Raw genomic sequence first — 13,824 nt, forward strand, 5'->3', positions numbered from 1 at the left:
TTCCTAATCAGAAGAAATCATCTGCTTATCAATTCCACCATATTGATTTATAAAAGATAATACTCGAAGACCGCCGTTCACTCCTTCTTCTGGAAGTTGAAGGATATTAGGATTTTCTTGGGCAATGGTTCTGGCACGTGTCCCAACATTTATACTTAAGGCCTCAGGAAAAGTCATAAGTAGTTCGCGATCAATTTGATGTGTTCTGGCTGAATCAGCCATAATAAGCGTGCTAGTCATATCTATTCCTAAGGTATTTATGCAGAATCTAGCAGCATCTTCTTTGTGTTGTAATACAACCTTAACGCTGGTCCTGCCAGCTTTATAGAGTTTTACTTCAATTCCGGTATCAGACAGCATTTCTCTCGCTTTTTCAATAAAGTGGTTTCTCGGACTTTTAACATGGCGTAAATCTATTCGAAACTCCGGGTTAATGCGGGGCGTTCTTTGGTCTATTTCAAATTGACCCTTAAAATTCTTATCTAGTAAAGCTATAACTCTTTGGCGAAAATCAGTAGTTATGCGACTTTTGCGATTATATTCTTCCAGATAAACTTTTGACCCCGCAGCATCAAAGGTAAATCCTCTGGTGGCACCATCAGAAAAGATCACTAGTCTATGGCGCAATGCTGCAGGAATATATTGAACAACCCTTTCATCAACATTAGCCTCAAGGTCTTCAGTTTCTAAAATGAATCGTTTACCATTCCCAAGAATATCAAGTATTTGCTTAAGCATGCTACCGGAGAGATGCTCATCGGTTACGACTAATACTCCGTCAAGGTCAGCAATGACATTATCAATTTTAGTAATTTTAGAAGGTTTATCTGTTTTTGTTTCTATTGCTACCCCTAACATGTTGGCTAGTTCCCTGTAATAAAAACGGGATAGATTGGCAAACCTTTTTGATCTAACCACCCCGTATCCTTCTTGGTAAGCCAAGTGGAACTCTTTGAAGTGATCTTTATCATCAAAAAATGCAGGGGTATGTCTGTCACCATACATAAATTTTTGTCTTATTTGATGAGGAACTGCATCGGGTTCCGCGGCCGCTTGGACAAATATCACTGCCGGACCTTCTATTTTAGAAATGTCATCCAACCTGGCCGCTTGTGTATTCTTCTTTTTCCCCACTCGTAAATAAAGGTACTTATTGCCAGGGTACCAGAAATATAAACGATATGGCTGAGCCTCTTTAGGTTTATCTGCTTCCTTTTTTATGGTACTCACCAATTTGTTAAATCCATTTGTGCGGGTTAACCCATCCAAGAAATCTCTATCTTCTCCAAAATCCTCAGGAACCACATTGCCCAAGAGAGCCCTATTTAGTGCCATAAAATAATTACGGTAACCTTTAAAGGCATCCGGTATGTGCGGTGATGTCCTATGCGGATCACTAACTGAAGTAGAAGCGTCAACTACGATGACAATCGGGTTTTGTTGAACCAATGTTCTTAATTGAGAAGAAGTAAAAAGATTAAGATTTAAAACATATTCATTAGTATGGCTTTCGGTGGAGCCAACTTTTGTACTTACAACCGGGATATTTGTACCTACAATTGTCTTCCTGCCATGCCGTTCCTGCAAAATTGGTGTTAAGGCTACCTCGCCATAAGAAAGATTTGCAACGACCATCACTTTTCGCCCAATTGTTTCAGCATGTTTTTGAATTTCAAGGATTTTTTCTCTTAGAAGATGTGCCTCATAAGCAACTGCGCGAACCTGAAGTTTCAGCTCTGTGGGAATATCTCTTCTATAGAAACGCCCTTTTTCGCCTTCTTCTACCATAACCAGATATTCTTCAAAGGTTAGTTCTTTTGGTGAAGATCCTTCCACCACTTTAATAGCATCAAAATAATTTAGGAGTAGGTGCAAGGGATTATTTTTATCAAAACTACCATGTATAATTTCTCTTTCGGCTTCAAATGACGGAGAAATCGGCAATAAAGAGTCGAGCATGTTATGATCGGCCAAAACATTTAAGGCCTGGAAAAGCTTGTCCATTTTATTCCCAGCTATTTCTCTCAGCCCTTTTATGTCCCCAGGTTTAATTTTCTCCAATACTTTTGCATTTAAACTAGACGTAATTGCCTTTACATAATCCAAGTAACTCTTAACACGTTTTCTTTTCGTATCGTCAGGGAAATTTACCAGTATCATCCCACCAGGGCGGCTATTGTCCGTGAAATACTCATATTCTTCAAAATAATCAATAAATTCTTTTATTAATACCAATTGTCCTATGCTTTCTGCCCCCCTAAGAAGCTCTGGCACAACATTTGATCCCAATGCCTTAGTTTCGCCCTTCCACCATTCCTCATCATGCGTAGGTAATTCGGGTAACAACGTCGCTTTTAAATAGGCCATTTCGTCCGTTATACTTTCATGAGACTTGCAAATAGCCGCAAGCAGTGCTTTTAACCCCATGTGCCACTCGCTCAATTCTTTCGTGCTTTTTGCTTTCGAGATTAATATAGAAAGAGCAGATTGAACGTATGAACCAACAGCATCAGATGCGCCAAGGATAAACCAGCTATTGTTGTCATATATCCTAACTTCTTTATCAGCAATTATAGCTTTTGCTTCATTGTCCCATTCTTTCAGTTCCGCAGTGTTTTTTACCTTCCCAAGCAAAATTGGAAGTGTATACTCTAAGTGCCAATCGGGCGATCCAAATTTCTCAAAATAATCAACAAGCAGGGTCATGATTTCTTTATTCCATTCTTCTAGTTCTTTAACATTTTCAACTTTTGAAAGCAAAACTTTCAAAAGTTTTACGCTGTCATTGATTACATCCTCAATTCTAGAAAGGGAAGATTTTTCGAATTTTTGAAAATAATCAGTAATCAGTAATAGAATTTCTCTGTTCCATTCTTTTAATTCATCAAAGCTTTTTACCTTCCCAACTAAAATGGGAAGAACTTCTTTTGCATAGGTATCGGCCGTAAATAGTTGACGGCAATCAGCAACCAGAGACTTTATGCTTTTTAATTCTTCAATACTTCCTACCGCTTTAATTAAAGTTAGAAGGGCGCTATTTTTGTAAATATACGGCTCTCCAGCAATCAGGGATAGGATTTCTTTACTCCATTCTTTTAACTCCTCGATGCTTTTCACCTTTTCAAGTAAAGCGGGAAGAATTTCTTTTATATAATGATCGGACTTTTCGTTGGGTGGCCAATGATATTCTGGACCAAGTAAATTAATAAGTCTGAATACAAGATTCATTGTTTCATAATTTGTTTTATTCTTTTCTTTAATAATTTCGGGCCACAATTTAGATAACTTTTGAGATGCAATCCGGGATATAGTCTGAGCACATGATCTCTCCATCTCTTCTCTTTGTGCTTCTTTTTCTTTACTACCCCATAAGTCGCCAATAATTCTGAAAAGCCCAACTTCGATTGGTGCATATTTCATTAATGTTGGTTTGCTATCTCTTGTTGCATGGAATTCAAGGCTGATATATTGCTTTGAAAATTCAATAAATTCTTCTACATTTGAAAATTCATCGGCGTTCCTGCTCGCTATTTTAATCTTTAGTGCTTCTATTAGCCGATTCCTAATTTGTTCCCCATCTTCATGATCGTAAAGGGCAATTTGAAGCCATAGATAAGCCAATAAATATGACACCTCGATGTTTTCACCGCTTAATAGATACGGCAATAAATTATAAAATAGAGGCCTACAAATAGTAGCAAGCTTATCTTTTTTGCTATTTTCCTTACAGATGTACGCAAAGGTAATAAATGCTCTCTCTGATAATAATGGTGCATTAAGTGCTAGTGTTTTTAAAAATTCAAGACATTCTTCTGAACTGCTTTCAAGCATAAAAAGACCTAACGTCTGGATGAAAAATCCATTTTCTTTAAGATTTGGCTTACCAGCGGCTTCTTTAATCAATATCCCGGCAAATTCTGCTTTTTGCTCAGGGCTGATATTATGATAAATATAAGACATAATATTGTAAATATCTTTATTAATTTCACGAAATATATCCCGATGATATCCGCATGAATCTAACGGCATAACGATCCCTAGCTCAAGTATCTTTCTTGCAAATTCTATTTTTTGGTCAGAAGGGAGATTATATGCAATCTGATGCATAAGATATGTCAGCCCCTTCTCGATAGATAGGAAGGGAATGCCTAATTTCCCCTTTGTTTTTTCGCCAAAGCCTGCATATAAAAGACGATTCCAACAAAACTCTTTCGTAAACTTGAGAAAATCAATCAAAGTCCCTGCAAGTAAAAAGCTTTTTCCTGTGCTGAGAAAAGGCATAACCCTACTTATCTTAATCATGTTTTGATAGATCTTTAGATGTGTTTTTAATGCAATCTTGTCTTGAGATGAGTGATATAATTCTTTATCTCCAACCTTTGCAAGCAATTCTTGCAATCTTCCGATCAGTCTCAGCCCTTTTCTTTCTTTGCCGAAAGGCAAACTCAAGCATTGAGAAGTAAATGTTTCTGGGATTACGCTAAGGTCAAATGCTATGTTTGTTGCCTCTTTTACTCGGATTGGGTTAATTTTCAGTCTTCCAGTAAATCTACATAGAACATCTCTTCCCTTTAGTGCAGTCATGGTTTCATCAACCAAATGAGTTCTTTCAGCTTCTGTCTGAGCAACGGAAGATTTAATTAGAGCATTTCTTAAAAAAGGATTACCTCTTCCAAAATGATAGCCAATAAAGCCGCGTGTTCGATAAAAGATAGGGCTACTGACCATTTTTAACATCTCCCTTTAAAAATAGACAACACGAGTTCAATAAGCAAGTATATACTGTGCTGATTTATTTTACATCCTTTTCTGTCGACCCTCTCAGCGGACCCACATATACATCGTGAAATTTCTGCCGAAATTTCAATATTTTTCTATAACTCTCTTTGGTATTTGTGTTCAACGTTTTAAAAAGTGGGAATGAAGATATAAAGCGCCGCGTGGGAATTATTGGCTTGCTATCGTCCTGTTGACTTTAATGGGTGTTCCTTTTCTTCTTTTTAGGCACAAATTCCAGAATATCCCCAACGGAGCAGTCTAATAAGGCGCAGAGTTTTTCCAGCGTCTCAAATTTAATGCCGGAAACTTCCTCATTGTAAAGACTAGATAGGGTATTTGGATTTATTCCTGTTTTTCTGGCAATCTCAGCGGCGCGCATTTTTCGCTCCCCTAGCAATTTCCCCAAATGAATTTTTATTGGCATTCCCCCTTTTCCTTTGTTGTTATCAAATTATACGCCCACAATAATACTTCAGTCAAATGCAATAATAGAAAGTACCATTTTGGGCATAAAAAGCTCTTGACATTTATACTACTATATTGGTATAATATATTATCGGAAGCATATAAATATGGAGGGGGGTAGATATGAAATGTGTTGGTATCGAGGGTTCAAGAAGTCTGCCAGATAATTTTCGCTTTCATGTTCGCGAGGTTGTTTCACATCTTCTGGCAAAAGGGTGTTACATAAATTCTGGCGGCGCAATGGGAGCTGATTCATATGTAATTGCCGCGCTTCTCAGATACGGCAAGGCATACAGAGGAGTGATCTATTCGGCATGGAGTTATTTCTCTGGTTTTCCCTATTCGGTAAGGCAGGAAATCGGCGAGTTCGCCAAAAGAGGCGGGAGAATAGATTGGGGTACGGTTCAGCCCGACCCGATGGGAAAAGAAGTAATCGCTGGTCTTTTGGGAAGAAATAGAAAATTAGTGCAAAATTCTGATGCGCTAATTGCGTATTTTTATGGAGAATCCAGAGGAACAATATATACGATAAGGGAAGCAAGAAAAAAGAACCTCCCGATAATTGTTTTTGTTTGCGATCCTGTTTCATCCCGATTATATCAAAATCTCGACAGACAAATCGGTGGCCAAATCAAAATCTTCGAGATCAGCACACAATCTATGCCGGATAAACTTTTTGTTTGATGAATATTGTAAAATCGCTTATAATAATGTTTGTTCTCAGCCAGAGGCTGATCCGCCTTTGGCGGAAAAATAGGTTCGAGCATCGTTCAGTATGTTCGATGTGCCTTTTTCATGGTATAATAACAATTATGTTCATTCCCCATGACACTCACGGGAAGCCAATTCGCTTCGCGATCCTACTTATTGTCGTATTTGCCGCTTTATTTTCATTTTACGGCTTAAAAGAAACCCGGGACAAGCAGCAGACAAGAGAACTTGAAGCAAAGGTCAAGAAGATCCAAAAAAAGCTCGATTCAACCCCTTCCGGCTGGCCGTTGCGCGGCGCGATCAATTCCGGATATGGATATCGGTATTCCCCATGGCGCGGAATGCATACAGGCATAGATATCAAGGCATCATATGGGGATCCTGTCAGGGCTACTGCCCCAGGCTTTGTTTCTTATTCGGGATGGATGCAGGGTTATGGGAAAACCGTAGAGATCGACCATAAAAATGGTTTCAAAACTTTGTACGGGCATAATAGCGTACTCGCTGTCAATGTCGGAGAAAAGATTGAGAAAGAGCAAATTATTTCTTATGTCGGCCTGACCGGCTTTTCAACCGGAGCCCATCTGCATTATGAAGTCAGGAAATATGAAAGCCCGATCAATCCGGTCGCTTTCTTAAACTTAAGCGTATTATCTGCCGGCAAGTATTTCTGATCGATGGGAACCCTGTATATTGTTGCAACGCCTATCGGCAACCTTGAAGATATAACTTTCCGCGCGGTCAGGCTCCTCTCCGAAGTTGATCTAATTGCCGCAGAAGATACAAGAAAAACAAAGATACTCCTTGATCGGTATAATATCAACAAACCTCTTACTTCTTATCATAAATTCAATATCAGGACAAAAACCAGCCATATTATTGGATTATTGAATGAAGGGAAAAATATCGCGTTGGTGTCCGATGCCGGAAGCCCTGGGATCTCGGACCCGGGATTTGAGCTTATCAGGGAATCAGTTAATCAGGGCATCAATGTTGTTCCAATACCCGGGCCATCAGCTGTGATTACCGCTCTTTCAGTGTCCGGTTTAAATACCGACAAATTTATTTTCTTGGGATTTCTTCCGAGAAAACCGGGGAAGCAAAGAAAAATATTTACCGGATTGATTAATTTCGACGGAACGATTATAATCTATGAGTCGCCGTTCAGGGCCGTTAAGACTTTAAAAGAAATACTTAATATTTTTGGCGACAGGAATGTTGTCGTGGCGCGTGAGCTTACAAAAAAATTCGAGGAGGTGGTGCGAGGGAAAATATCACATGTTTTGGGACACTTTACTGCGAAAGATGTTCGCGGCGAAGTTACGGTCTTGATCGAAGGAAAACGATCCAAGCAAGCGGCTCAATCGGGAGAGATATAAACGGTACGCAGGTTCTAATCCTGCCTTGCGTGGAATAGAGTAACCCGGAGCTCTACTTATAAGGAGTAGAGTTGTGAAAAAAGTTATTAGGTTGGTTTTGTGTCTCTGTGTCGCTATGTCTCTATGTCCAATGGTTAATGCTATCGAGCTTCCCTCCTTTTACAGCGAAGAAATCGTTGTTACCGCTGCAAGGATGCTTCAGCTCAAAACAAGCATTCCGTGGAGCGTTTCGATAATAAACAGCGATGACCTCAGATTGAAGGGCGCGAAATACTTATCGGATGCCTTGAACGGAGAAATTGGGACAGATATTGTCAACTATGGGGGCCTGGGCGCCCTCTCTTCTGTAAGGCTTAGGGGCTCTTCATCCCAGCAAGTTTTGATCCTGGTTGATGGAAAACGAGTGAATTCGCCATTGAACGGCGGAGCTAACCTTTCGAATTATCCAGTGGATGAGATCGAGAAGATAGAGGTTGTCCGAACGCCTCTTTCGGCGGTTTATGGGGCGGATGCGGTGGGCGGGGTAGTTAATATAATCACAAAGAAGCCGGTTGGCGGGGAAAAAGCCGTAATTGTTTCTCTGGGTTCTTTTAACGAACAGAAAATCAGGTTGTCTTATAATTATTCCGATGATAAATGGCGAACATATTTTAATGCCGGACTAAACAGGGCTGACGGATCCCGCGCTAACAGCCAATTTGCGGAATCGGATTATAATGTAAAACTCAGCAGGCTTCTAACCGATATAACTGATCTTGAACTGGAGTATTCCAATTTCTCAGCCGATAAAAGGATTCCCGGATCGGCATCTTCCCCTTCGCCAAACGCGTTGCAGGAAGACAGGAATAACATCCTTGGTGTTTCGCTTAGGTCTTCGCCCGACCCAAAATCAAGCTATCTTGCAAAGATTTATCAAAGGGGAGAAAACAGCCGTTACAAAGATCCCAATCAATTAACCGACAACCCCTATCAGGCAATAATTTCAGGAATTGAAATTGAAAAGCGCGCGGATAAATTAGTCGTTGGGATTGATGCAAGGCAGGACGCCGCGGACGGCAGCGCAATTTCAGGTTATAAAGCAGTCAGGAATATAGCGATATTCGCTGAAAATACTTTTGGTCCGTTGTCGCTTGGGTTAAGGGAGGATTTGCATTCAACTTTTGGCTCAATTTTAACGCCGAGAGCCGGAGTCGTAAAGCAAATAAACCAAAATACTTCTATTTCATTAGCATATTCCGGCGCATTCAGAGCTCCTGTCTTAAACGAGCTTTACGGCAATTATCCCGCTTATTACGCAGGAGGGCTCCCCTATCTGGGGAATCCCAATCTTAAGCCGGAAAAAGGGTATTTAGCTGAAATTTCAGTCGAATACTCTCAACAAGCCCGCATAACCGTATTTTCTGGAAAAACTTCCGATCTTATAACGCCCAGCTGGCCGGTTAATGCTTCGTTTACGGCTTATTCTCCAGTAAATCTCAATTCTATCACCCGGCAGGGAATAGAGCTCGAGTATAAACAAGCAATTACCCCATTGCTAAGAAGTGTTTTTAATTATACGTATCAAAATTGCGTAGACGACAGCAACGGAGATAAAATTGTTTACCTGCCGAACAATAAAGCCAATCTGAGTTTGTTGATTGGCGATAGTATTGGTGGTGGAAGTTTCGTTGCCAAATATGTAGGGGAAAGACCTTATTTTGCTTACCCTGCACCAACTTATGCGGCAACTAAAGCCCTTTTACCAGACTTTTCTACAGTAGATCTTCATTTGTTTAGGAAAATAGGGATGGCAGAAGCTTATTTGGGAGTCGAGAACCTTTTTGATAGAAGCTATCAGTTGATAGCCGATTATCCTCAGCCTGGTCGGAGATTTTCATTTGGAATGAAATATGGGTTTTAGACAATGAAAGCTTTCGTCTCCTGGAGTGGCGGAAAAGACAGCGCCTTCGCTTGTTACAAGGCGATAAGGCAAGGATTAGAAATAAGTTGCTTGCTTAACGCAGTGAGAAAACGCTATGGTCGCGTTGCTTTTCACGGCGTACGCAGAGAACTGATTAAGCTGCAAGCGGAAGCCATTGGCATGCCGCTCCATCAATTTATGGTCAATAAGGATAATTATGAGGGAAAATATAAGGAAGCGGTTTCCGCCGTTAAAGCTTGGGGGATCAAGGGTGGGGTGTTTGGCGATATATTTTTAGAGGATGGCCGCCAATGGGTGGAGAAAGTTTGTCGGGCGATGAGGATCAAGCCGGTTTTTCCTCTTTGGAAAATAAAGACCGAAAAGTTGATCAAGGACTTTGTTGCCGCTGGTTTTGAAGCTTACGTCGTTAGCACCCAAGCCAATCTTTTAGGTAAAGAATGGGTAGGCCGAAGGGTGGATAAAAGTTTTATCAACGATCTTAAAAGGTTAAAGAATGTGGATATTTGCGGGGAGAATGGGGAATTCCATACTTTTGTTGTAGACGGTCCGATCTTTAACAAACGGATCAAGTTAATGAAAACCCGCAAAGTCCTTATTCGAGGATACTGGTTCTTGGATATTAGAAAATACGTATTGATCGATAAATAATTTCCTGAGTGCCCGGGTGGCGATATTCTTTTGATGTGAAATGTGAGTTATAATTTGGTATAATCTGGATAGGAGGGATGCAAATGATTATCGATTATATCGAAGCCGCATTAAAGAAAGCGCACTACGACATGATCCAGGATCAAGAGCCGTTTTATGCCGAGGTGCCTGGGCTTGACGGGGTCTATGCCAGCGGTAAAACATTGGAGGACTGCCGCAAAAATCTGGCAGAAGTAATTGATGATTGGATCGTTGTTCGGCTGAGAAGGGGATTGTCGATTCCGCCAATTGAAGGGCATAAGATCGAAGAATTGAAGGAATTGAAAATTAATGCCTAAACTTGGCCCAATCTCCTGGAAAGAGCTCGTCCGTCGACTCCGAGAGTTCGGTATCGCGGAGAGATTGGAGTTGATCTTTTAAACAGGATGAGACTAGTTAGGAACCTGCGAGTGAACCCTGCCTGCCGGCAGGCACGGCTCGCGGTTCCTAAAATCTACGAGGAAACCGCGACGCTTGTCCCGATTCCCACATCGGGATTTAGTCGCTGGTTTCCGAGTTGCTAACTGGTTTGATCGCGGCGTCTTTTAGTGTTGTTTTCATGGTAAATCACAAAGCAAGGACAACACAGGCCCCGTTGTTTGTTTATGATGAGATGGTAGCGACAAAGGCAAGCATCGCAAAACCTGCGGCTGAACGCCGCGGTTTAGAAGCGGCAGTGGGAACCGATACGTTTAGTGTCGGGGGTCCCGCCTCAGCTCCTTTGCCCATCATTCCTCCCCGTATTATTTCGCAGGTATTGCCAATATATCCCGAGTCTGCTATACAAAGCGGCGCAGCTGGCGTTGTAATTATCGAAGCGGCGATCCTCTCCACTGGAAATTTGGGACCCCTCAAAGTTAACACGACATCCGGCATCGCCGAATTGGATCAAGCAGTTGTAACGGCTGTTTCACAATGGAAATTTTCTGCGGCAACGCAGGGCGGAGCCGCTATCGCGTCGGTGTTTAAGATACCGATTAGGTTCGTATTGCGTTAAGCGGCAGCGATACGAGAAACGGAATGCGATACGCGAAACGTTTCGCATTTCTCAGCCGCATAACGGAGGACTCAGTTAAGTGGCTTTAGAAGGACTAGGCAGGTTACGAATATTCATTGGGGAATAAATGGCAAAAAATAAAATCATTAAAATCTTAATCGTTTCTCCGAAGCCGGACCAGATTTTTGAGCTTAATGCCTCTCCAGTAGAAACGGATCCCATCATTTTAAGCGCCAATATAATCCAGGATGGCACAGATATTACTGGGAAAGTTAATATAAACTGGAAGTTAAGGTTAAGTTGGGCGACAGGATACAAAACTTATCAAACGCTATTTGAAATTTCTGGTAATCCCGCGGAAGTGAAGGTTGAAACCGGGGGAATATTGAGGGTTCGGGCGGCTGTTGTTATTGATGGAAAGGAATATTCGTCAAGAATCAAAGCCAATATTGTCGGAACTAATCCAACGCGAGACGAGACCAGATCAATAATATGCTAGAAAGCGATATTCTTAAGGCACTTGCCTGGCAAGAAAGCACTTGGTTGCAATTTAAAGATGATGGGCAGCCATTATTGCCTAAGATCAAAATAAAAAAAGGCCAAAAAATTCCTGCGATGAGAGGACTTTTTCAAATCAGCGAGTATTGGTGGGGGAGAGATAAAAGGATAGAGCATCAAGATCATAATCGGGTTGCCTGGCAATGGGATTATAATATCGCAACGGCTAAAGAAATTCTAAATCTGTTGCATGGTTTAGTTCTGGCCGCATATCCAGATGAAAGCGAGGAAAGAAAATGGAATAGAACTATTAAAGCTTTTCACGAAGGCGGAAGCAGCATTAATACAAAAAGAATCCCCGATGATTTTTGGTATGTTTTAGAAGTCAGAGAAAAGCTGAAAGGGAAATTATGGGAAAAGCATTAGGCTGTTTTCTTTTCCTAGCGTTGTTTTTTTGTTCAACTGGTATAGCCGGTGCGTCAAATAAGGCTATTAAGGAAAAATTAACAGCCCAATATTATACTGATATCAACGGAGACGGCAAAAGAGAATTACTGGTACATGATTTTTATGGCGGGACAGCCGGTTTTGGCGAACTAAGAATTTATAATTCAAAAGGCATTCTTATTTTTCGTAAAAAAGTTGAGGGCGATCCTTATCTCTGGCATCCAGTCAAACATGTTCAAGCCCTTAACCCTGATTTTTTTCCAGATTTAGATAAGGATGGCATAGTAGAAATTCTTGTTGGATATCGCGGTGAAGATGGCCATGTTTCCCATGTTGACGAACCCTGGTGGTTTGATATATATAAATGGAATGGGAAAGCTTATATTTTGGCGGATGATCAATTTCCTGGATTTTATAAAGAAGAATTGTCCGGATATAAATCTTTTGCCAAAGAAAAAGGCGAATGTGAATTAATCAGGGAATATATTAGAAGGGCAGAAAGATTTGCAGGTCTGGAAGAGGATTAGGAGATAGCATGGCATTAGAAGGCTTAGGTAGATTACTTATCTATATAGGCGTCATAATCGTAATGATAGGCGCCTTCCTTCTTTTGGTCTCAAAGCTTCCGTGGTTTGGAAGGCTGCCAGGGGACATCGCGTGGCAAAAAGACGGCTGGACGATCTACGTGCCCTTGACGACTATGGTACTGGTTTCTATTGTAATAACAATAATCTTAAATTTTGTTTTTCGTAAATGATCCCAATCGACCTTAAAACATCCGACTTCGATTATGATCTTCCCCAAAGTTTGATCGCTCAAACACCGACCAATAAACGCGACGAATCGCGATTGATGGTCCTCAACCGAAAAGAAAAAACAATCGAACACAGGCTATTCAAAGATATTATTGACTATCTAATGCCCGAGGATCTTCTGGTATTAAACGACACAAAAGTAATGCCCGCGAATCTTATTGGGAAGAAGGCTGATGGGACGGCGAGGATTGAAGTTCTTCTTGTTCAGCGATGGAAACCTGCGACTAAATCCCGATGTGGGAATCGGGACAAGCGTCGCGGTTTCCAAAAATGGACATGTCTTGTGAAACCCGGCAAACGATTAAAAATAGGATCGAAAATAGTTTTCTCGGGAAAATTAACAGGTACGATCCGTGAGAAATTAGAATCCGGAGAACAAGTTATCGAGTTTATAGGCGAACTTCAGGGATTTATGCGTGAGCATGGGGAGATACCATTGCCGCCTTATATAAAAGTAGCTAACTCACCCCCTCAATCCCCCTCTCTTATTAAGAGAGGGGGAAGCCCGAAGGGCGGGGGTGAGTTGATCGCTAGATATCAGACAGTCTACGCCGAGAAAGAAGGCGCCTCGGCGGCGCCAACGGCGGGGCTTCACTTTACCTCCGAACTTTTGGATCAAATAAAAGCAAAAGGCGTCAACATCGCGAAAATAACCCTTCACACTGGGCTTGGGACCTTTAAACCAGTTTATGCCGAATATATTAAAGACCATAAGATGTTCGAGGAAGAATACGAGGTGTCTGCGGAAACAATACGCGCGATATCCCGATGTAACATCGGGATGAAACGCGTGATCGCGGTCGGAACAACGAGTGTTAGGACATTGGAAACCATTTACCCACACTTACATCTCCCTCTTATCAAGGGGGAGAACGAGAGGGGGTCAACCGACATCTTTATCTATCCAGGATTTAAATTTCAAATAGTTGATGCCATGATTACGAATTTTCACATTCCAAGATCAACTTTGCTGATGCTTGTTTCCGCCTTCGCACAGAATGCTTCGGCGGACAAGTCCGCCTTCGCAGGGAGAGATTTTATTTTTCGTGCTTATAAAGAAGCGATAGATAAGGAATATAGATTTTTCAGCTTTGGCGATGCGATGCTTATTATTTAATTGCTATA

The 13,824-nt window shown here is 41.3% G+C and carries 14 protein-coding genes; 12 read left to right on the forward strand and 2 right to left on the reverse strand.

What is annotated here, in order from left to right; genetic code table 11:
- Positions 1 to 3: 3 nt before the first annotated feature.
- Together HZC34_06325 and HZC34_06330 are read right to left on the reverse strand one after the other, a co-directional pair.
- Positions 4 to 4,737, reverse strand: coding sequence for a hypothetical protein (locus HZC34_06325; GenBank protein MBI5701437.1), 4,734 nt, complete (start codon positions 4,735 to 4,737; stop codon positions 4 to 6).
- 238 nt (positions 4,738 to 4,975) lie between these two features.
- A complete protein-coding gene (locus HZC34_06330) occupies positions 4,976 to 5,203 on the reverse strand; it encodes a helix-turn-helix transcriptional regulator (protein MBI5701438.1) in 228 nt (75 codons plus the stop codon).
- A 164-nt stretch (positions 5,204 to 5,367) separates the two neighbouring features.
- Here HZC34_06330 and HZC34_06335 point away from each other — a divergent pair, with 164 nt between their 5' ends.
- From HZC34_06335 to queA, 12 genes are all read left to right on the forward strand, one after another.
- Complete coding sequence (locus HZC34_06335) at positions 5,368 to 5,928, forward strand: DNA-processing protein DprA (GenBank protein ID MBI5701439.1); 561 nt, start codon at positions 5,368 to 5,370, stop codon at positions 5,926 to 5,928.
- Between the two features lie 128 nt (positions 5,929 to 6,056).
- Positions 6,057 to 6,629 carry a M23 family metallopeptidase gene (locus tag HZC34_06340; protein MBI5701440.1) on the forward strand — a complete coding sequence of 191 codons (573 nt, stop codon included), beginning with the start codon at positions 6,057 to 6,059 and terminating at the stop codon, positions 6,627 to 6,629.
- 3 nt (positions 6,630 to 6,632) lie between these two features.
- The gene (gene rsmI, locus HZC34_06345) at positions 6,633 to 7,334 is read left to right on the forward strand and encodes a 16S rRNA (cytidine(1402)-2'-O)-methyltransferase (protein ID MBI5701441.1); all 702 of its coding nucleotides are present in this window, start codon (positions 6,633 to 6,635) and stop codon (positions 7,332 to 7,334) included.
- Between the two features lie 73 nt (positions 7,335 to 7,407).
- Positions 7,408 to 9,234, forward strand: a complete 1,827-nt coding sequence (locus HZC34_06350; protein MBI5701442.1) for a TonB-dependent receptor — start codon at positions 7,408 to 7,410, stop codon at positions 9,232 to 9,234.
- 3 nt (positions 9,235 to 9,237) lie between these two features.
- Positions 9,238 to 9,903: a diphthine--ammonia ligase gene (locus tag HZC34_06355; GenBank protein ID MBI5701443.1), complete on the forward strand. Its 666-nt coding sequence runs from the start codon at positions 9,238 to 9,240 to the stop codon at positions 9,901 to 9,903.
- A gap of 83 nt (positions 9,904 to 9,986) precedes the next feature.
- Positions 9,987 to 10,241: a type II toxin-antitoxin system HicB family antitoxin gene (locus tag HZC34_06360; GenBank protein ID MBI5701444.1), complete on the forward strand. Its 255-nt coding sequence runs from the start codon at positions 9,987 to 9,989 to the stop codon at positions 10,239 to 10,241.
- Positions 10,242 to 10,501: 260 nt separating this feature from the next.
- Positions 10,502 to 10,939 carry an energy transducer TonB gene (locus HZC34_06365; protein ID MBI5701445.1) on the forward strand — a complete coding sequence of 146 codons (438 nt, stop codon included), beginning with the start codon at positions 10,502 to 10,504 and terminating at the stop codon, positions 10,937 to 10,939.
- 127 nt (positions 10,940 to 11,066) lie between these two features.
- The gene (locus HZC34_06370) at positions 11,067 to 11,438 is read left to right on the forward strand and encodes a hypothetical protein (GenBank protein ID MBI5701446.1); all 372 of its coding nucleotides are present in this window, start codon (positions 11,067 to 11,069) and stop codon (positions 11,436 to 11,438) included.
- Positions 11,432 to 11,863 (forward strand): hypothetical protein, encoded by a 432-nt coding sequence (locus HZC34_06375; protein MBI5701447.1) that lies wholly within the window; start codon positions 11,432 to 11,434, stop codon positions 11,861 to 11,863. Before HZC34_06370 ends, HZC34_06375 begins: the two co-directional genes overlap by 7 nt.
- A complete protein-coding gene (locus HZC34_06380; protein ID MBI5701448.1) occupies positions 11,848 to 12,411 on the forward strand; it encodes a VCBS repeat-containing protein in 564 nt (187 codons plus the stop codon). Before HZC34_06375 ends, HZC34_06380 begins: the two co-directional genes overlap by 16 nt.
- Before the next feature lie 8 nt (positions 12,412 to 12,419).
- The gene (locus HZC34_06385; GenBank protein ID MBI5701449.1) at positions 12,420 to 12,641 is read left to right on the forward strand and encodes a DUF2905 domain-containing protein; all 222 of its coding nucleotides are present in this window, start codon (positions 12,420 to 12,422) and stop codon (positions 12,639 to 12,641) included.
- Positions 12,638 to 13,816, forward strand: coding sequence for a tRNA preQ1(34) S-adenosylmethionine ribosyltransferase-isomerase QueA (queA, locus tag HZC34_06390; GenBank protein ID MBI5701450.1), 1,179 nt, complete (start codon positions 12,638 to 12,640; stop codon positions 13,814 to 13,816). Before HZC34_06385 ends, queA begins: the two co-directional genes overlap by 4 nt.
- Positions 13,817 to 13,824 lie beyond the last annotated feature (8 nt).

This window comes from Candidatus Saganbacteria bacterium, from assembly GCA_016223245.1.
Taxonomy (GTDB): domain Bacteria; phylum Margulisbacteria; class WOR-1; order XYC2-FULL-46-14; family XYC2-FULL-37-10; genus JACRPL01.

Bases quoted from the DNA above. Each gene is read 5' to 3' on its own strand.
- HZC34_06325 (MBI5701437.1), bottom strand. From the start codon at position 4,737: ATGTTAAAAATGGTCAGTAGCCCTATCTTTTATCGAACACGCGGCTTT.
- HZC34_06330 (MBI5701438.1), bottom strand. From the start codon at position 5,203: ATGCCAATAAAAATTCATTTGGGGAAATTGCTAGGGGAGCGAAAAATG.
- HZC34_06335 (MBI5701439.1), top strand. From the start codon at position 5,368: ATGAAATGTGTTGGTATCGAGGGTTCAAGAAGTCTGCCAGATAATTTT.
- HZC34_06340 (MBI5701440.1), top strand. From the start codon at position 6,057: ATGTTCATTCCCCATGACACTCACGGGAAGCCAATTCGCTTCGCGATC.
- rsmI (MBI5701441.1), top strand. From the start codon at position 6,633: ATGGGAACCCTGTATATTGTTGCAACGCCTATCGGCAACCTTGAAGAT.
- HZC34_06355 (MBI5701443.1), top strand. From the start codon at position 9,238: ATGAAAGCTTTCGTCTCCTGGAGTGGCGGAAAAGACAGCGCCTTCGCT.
- HZC34_06360 (MBI5701444.1), top strand. From the start codon at position 9,987: ATGATTATCGATTATATCGAAGCCGCATTAAAGAAAGCGCACTACGAC.
- HZC34_06365 (MBI5701445.1), top strand. From the start codon at position 10,502: ATGGTAAATCACAAAGCAAGGACAACACAGGCCCCGTTGTTTGTTTAT.
- HZC34_06370 (MBI5701446.1), top strand. From the start codon at position 11,067: ATGGCAAAAAATAAAATCATTAAAATCTTAATCGTTTCTCCGAAGCCG.
- HZC34_06375 (MBI5701447.1), top strand. From the start codon at position 11,432: ATGCTAGAAAGCGATATTCTTAAGGCACTTGCCTGGCAAGAAAGCACT.
- HZC34_06380 (MBI5701448.1), top strand. From the start codon at position 11,848: ATGGGAAAAGCATTAGGCTGTTTTCTTTTCCTAGCGTTGTTTTTTTGT.
- HZC34_06385 (MBI5701449.1), top strand. From the start codon at position 12,420: ATGGCATTAGAAGGCTTAGGTAGATTACTTATCTATATAGGCGTCATA.
- queA (MBI5701450.1), top strand. From the start codon at position 12,638: ATGATCCCAATCGACCTTAAAACATCCGACTTCGATTATGATCTTCCC.